This window comes from Chloroflexus sp. (assembly GCF_034435895.1).
GTDB lineage: Bacteria > Chloroflexota > Chloroflexia > Chloroflexales > Chloroflexaceae > Chloroflexus.
Window position 1 is genome coordinate 1 of sequence record NZ_DAOTWH010000066.1, and the last position, 5,087, is coordinate 5,087.

The following is a 5,087-nucleotide window of genomic DNA, read 5'->3' on the forward strand; positions in this document are numbered from 1 at the left end:
TCCGTCGCCATACCACGACGCAAAGCAAGCAAAGGCGCAGAGGTTTGTAACGCAAAGACGCAGAGGGCGCGAAGAGCGCAAAGGTTTTTTGAACATGCGTAAGTGAGGACGGATATCAACTTATGCTGGTTATCATCCTAGCCCTCCCCAACGCTCTCTCATCCCCCATCCCAAAACCTTTGCGCCCTCTGCGATTTTCGCGTCTTTGCGTTTACCCCTTTGCGATCTTTGCGTCTTTGTATTGGAGACGGCCGTCCGTCCGTCTCTACATTTTTTGCCGCAACACCCATTTCGCCGCTTCCAGCACCGGCACGACGGTCAGCGCTACCAGCACCACAATCAGCCAGTCATTCAGCGAGAGCGGGAAGGTGCCGAACGGTTCGTGCAGGAAGGGTAGGTAGACCACTCCCGCCAGCAACAACAGCTCCCAGAGAATGGCGAGATTGAGCCAGCGGTTGGCGAAGGGGCGGTGGAAGACCGAGAGGTGATCGGAGCGGAAGTTGTAGGCTTTGAAGAATTGGATGAGCACCAACGAGACGAAGGTCATGGTCATCGCTTTAACCATGCCGCGCCCGCTCTGCAAGGCCCATACGAAGAGCGCGATGTTGACTAAGGCTGACCAGAAGCCGCCGATCATCATGAGGCCGACTACCGGGCGGGTGAAGATGCCGCGGCGCGGATCGCGCGGCGGTTGGCGCATGAGGTCGTCGTCGGGCGGATCGACGGCGAGCGCGAGCGCCGGCAGGCCGTCAGTGGCGAGGTTGACGTAGAGGATTTGCACTGCGGTGAGCGGCAGCGGCAAGCCGGCTAGCGTCGCGCCAGCCATCAGCGTGATCTCGCCGATATTCGATGAGAGCAGGTACATCAGGTATTTCTTGATGTTGCCGAACACGCGCCGTCCCTCTTCGACCGCCGCCACGATCGAGGCGAAGTTGTCATCGGTGATGGTCATCGCCGCCGCTTCTTTAGTGACATCGGTGCCGGTGATGCCCATGGCAATGCCAATGTCGGCCTTCTTAAGCGCCGGCGCGTCATTGACGCCATCGCCGGTCATGGCGACGACGTAGCCTTTGCGTTGCAGCGCCGTCACGACGCGCAGCTTGTGCGCCGGCGCCACACGCGCATAGACATCCACCGTTTCGGCGATGCGGGCAAAGTCGTCGTCGCTGAGCGTATCGAGTTCGCTGCCGGTCATGACCTTGCCGTAGCGCAGCAAGCCCAATTCGCGCGCGATAGCGGTCGCGGTTAAGGGGTGATCGCCGGTGATCATCACCACCCGGATACCGGCCTGCTGGCAGGTGGCGATGGCAATTTTCGCTTCGGGACGGGGCGGATCAATCATCCCTACCAGACCGAGCAGGGTGAGATCATGCTCGGCATCGTCTAAGGTGGCTGGGGCTTTGGTGGCGATGGCCAGCACCCGCAGGGCAGCGCCGGCCATCTCTTGCGCCGCGTTGAGCACTCTTGCCCGATCGGATGGGGTGAATGGAACGGGACCGGTTGGCGCTAGCCAGTGGCTGCACGCCGGCGCAAGCACCTCCGGCGCCCCCTTTGCATACGCTACCGTGACGCCACCCATATCGTGGAGCGTCGTCATGCGCTTGGTTTCGGAGGAAAACGGGATTTCGGCCACCCGCGGCGCTTGGGCAACCAGTTCATCAACTGCCAAACCGGCCTTGGCCGCCGCCACCACCAAGGCCGCTTCGGTCGGATCACCCTGCGACTGCCAGCGTTCGTCGCGATACACGATGCGGGCGTCGGACGCGAGCGCCGCGCCGCGCAAGAGCTGGCGGACGGCTTCATCAGGCGGCGTAGGCTGGTCAGCCAGCCGGAACTCTCCCACCGGCGCATACCCCGACCCGGTGATGTCCCACCACTGGCTGGCCACAAATAACCGCCGCGCCGTCATCTCGTCTTTGGTCAAGGTGCCGGTCTTGTCGGTGCAGATCACCGACGTGCTGCCAAGCGTTTCGACGGCGGGCAAGCGCCGCATGAGCGCATTGCGCTTGATCATGCGCTGCACGCCAATCGCCAGCGAGATGGTGACGACGGCGGGCAACGCTTCGGGCACTACCGCTACTGCTAGCGCAATCCCAAAGATAATCATCTCGACCAGCGGCTGGCCGCGCCAGAGACCAAGCACGGTAATCACAGCGACGATCACCAGCGCCGCGCGCGCCAGCGTATGCCCTACCCGGTCAAGATTCTCTTGCAACGGCGTGCGCCCGGTCTCGATCGTCTGCAACATGGTCGCAATCGTGCCGAACTCGGTCTGCATACCAGTGGCGACTACGATCCCGCGCCCGCGGCCATAACTCACCGACGTGCCGGCATAGACCATATTCCGCCGGTCGCCGACCGGCGCCGTAGCCGGCACGAGCAGATCAACCGTCTTCTCGACCGGCAGCGACTCACCGGTTAACGCGGCCTCTTCGATCTGGAGATTCACCGCCTCGATCAGACGCAAATCGGCGGGCACCCGATCGCCGGCGTGCAACAGCACGACATCGCCGGGCACGAGATCACGCGCCGGTATCGCTTGCTCGACGCCATCGCGCAACACTGTCGCGTTGGGTGCAGCCAAACGGCGCAGCGCCTCAATCGCCCGCTCAGCGCGGTATTCTTGGATAAAACCGAGCAGCACGGCGAAGAGCACAATCACAACAATTGCAATCGACTCGATGCCGTGGCCGAGCAGCAACGAGAGACCGGTGGCGACGAGCAGAATGATAATCAGCACATTCTGGAACTGGGCCAGCAAAATCGCCCATGGCGACACCCGCGCCGCCGCTTGCAATTCGTTGGGGCCGTACTGGGCCAAACGGCGGGCAGCTTCGGCGCTGGTTAAACCGGCGGGTGAACTTTCTAACTCGGCATAGACTTCGGCGAGATCACGGCTGTGCCATGGCAAGCGTGACTCGGTGCGAGGCGGGGCAATGATGGCCATAGCGGACGCTCCTTCGGCAAACGCAGAGGCGTCTGAGGTGAGGATAGCACATTGTTGCGAGCAAAACAATGATGAGGGGATAGCGGAAGGTTAATGAACTGCTCCCGCTTGGCGGGGTGATCGTTGCCCTCACCCCAGCCCTTCCCCGCTGGGGGAAGAGGCCCCTACCCCAGCCCTCCCCCGCTGGGGGAGGGGGGAGGTTGTTTATCGCCAAGAGCGCAAAGGACGCAGAGGGATGAGAGTCAGCTCAAACCGCTTTGCGCCCTCTGCGCCTTGGCTAGCTTTGCGGCTGGGGGTTGCCCCCACCCCAGCCCTCCCCCACTGGGGGAGGGGGGAGGTTGTTGACTGCAGGGGACGCCGAGAGCGCGGAGAATCAGCTACATTTCAAATCTCTTTGCGTCCTCTGCGATCTTGGCGTCTTTGCGTTTTCGCCCTTTGCGCCCTCTGCGGTCTTGGCGTCTTTGCGTTTTCATCCTCTGCGATTGCGAGCGTGCTCGAAAATGACGTTGCGCGCGAGAAGCTATGCCAAGCCATCTATCGCTGCTACGACGGCAACCAACCCTACAACGCTTCAGTTCCCTCATTCAATACATCCAAGTATGCCTGATACGCAAAAATGCGGTTGCGCTGCCGGCCAGTGATCTCGCGGGTGATGCCAATCTGTTGCAAGGCCTGCATCGCCTTATTAACGGTCGGAAAAGACAAGCCAGTCCACGCGCACACCTGCGGCAAGGTCATTAATGGCCGCTCGCATAGCGCGCGAAACACGCGCAAGGCGTTCGCCGAAATCCGGCCCGTTTGCTGGATAGTCTGCTCATGTTGCCGGAATAGCGCGAGGAGTCGTCTAGCTGTGTCTACGGCATTCATTGCGGTCTGTTCGACGCCTTCGAGAAAAAAATCGATCCATGCCTCCCAATCGCCTTGCGCGCGCACGAGATTGAGCAATCGATAGTACTCGGCCCGATGTTGCTTGAGGTACAAGCTAAGGTAGAGCAGCGGGCGCGATAAGAGCCGGTCATGGTGGAGGATAAACGCAATCAACAGGCGACCAATACGCCCATTGCCGTCGAGAAAGGGATGGATCGTTTCAAATTGCACATGGGCCAAGGCTGCTTTTATCAGCGTAGGATAGGGATTACGCTCGCCGTGCAGAAACCGCTCTAGCGCCGCCATGCAATCCTCCACCGCTTCCGGCGGCGGTGGCACAAACACCGCATTGCCCGGTCGCGTTCCGCCGATCCAATTTTGCGACCGGCGAAATTCACCGGGTTGCCGTTTACTGCCACGGCCTTGCTGCAAGAGGATCGCGTGCATTTCTCGAATGAGCCGATTCGAGAAGGGAAAGCCGTCTTGTAATCGCTTCAGACCATAATCGAGTGCAGCAACATAATTAGACACTTCGATCACATCATCAATAGGCGCGCCGGGAGCTTCATCTAACTCGAAAAGGAGTAGTTGCGCCAATGACGACTGGGTGCCTTCGATTTGCGATGAAAGCACAGCTTCGCGTCGCACATAAGCGTACAGAAAGATGTCTGGATCCGGTAATAATAAGGTGATGCTGTCAAGCCGGCCTAACGCCAGAGTAGCTCGTTCCAGCAACTGCTGGCGCTGAGCAGTCAGTTCGAGTGGCGGTTCAGGCGGCAGTGGATGAGGAATGAACGCGCGCACAGTCTCGCCGCCAACATTCGTGATGTGATAGCGTCCAGTCGAGCCCCGCAGCAAGCAGAACCTCCTTGTGATCTGATCCTTTAATAACCGCGAGCATTATTAAAGGAAATGACCGAATCGTTTAATAAACATCGTACTGGTTAGAAGCATCAACCGTCAAATTTCCTCTACGTTGCGTCTTGGCTGGCTTTGCGGCTTAGGGTTGCCCCCACCCCAGCCCTCCCCCGCTGGGGGAGGGAGGAGGTTGTTTACCGCAGAGAGCGCAGAGGACGCAGGGGGATAAGAGTCAGTTCAAACCCTTTGCGCCCTCTGCGGTCTTGGCGTCTTTGCGTTAAGAATCTCTGCGCCTTGGCTGGCTTTGCGGCTTGGGGGTGGCAGGAGATGGGCAATAGGGCGTGGCGAGGCCCTAATCAGCGAACGCGCCCTGTTGCGCGGCGGCGCGGCGGGCAGCGCGGCGATCGGCGACGAT

2 protein-coding genes are annotated in these 5,087 nt (G+C 60.3%); both read right to left on the bottom strand.

The features are described 5' to 3' along the window. Positions 1-265 precede the first annotated feature (265 nt). Positions 266-2,947 carry a cation-translocating P-type ATPase gene (locus U9R81_RS04115; protein WP_322494252.1) on the bottom strand — a complete coding sequence of 894 codons (2,682 nt, stop codon included), beginning with the start codon at positions 2,945-2,947 and terminating at the stop codon, positions 266-268. 561 nt (positions 2,948-3,508) lie between these two features. Next, positions 3,509-4,672 (bottom strand): Fic family protein, encoded by a 1,164-nt coding sequence (locus U9R81_RS04120; protein WP_322494253.1) that lies wholly within the window; start codon positions 4,670-4,672, stop codon positions 3,509-3,511. Between the last annotated feature and the right edge of the window lie 415 nt (positions 4,673-5,087).

Excerpts from the sequence above, each read along its gene's own strand:
- U9R81_RS04115 (WP_322494252.1), bottom strand. The coding sequence starts at position 2,947 with ATGGCCATCATTGCCCCGCCTCGCACCGAGTCACGCTTGCCATGGCAC.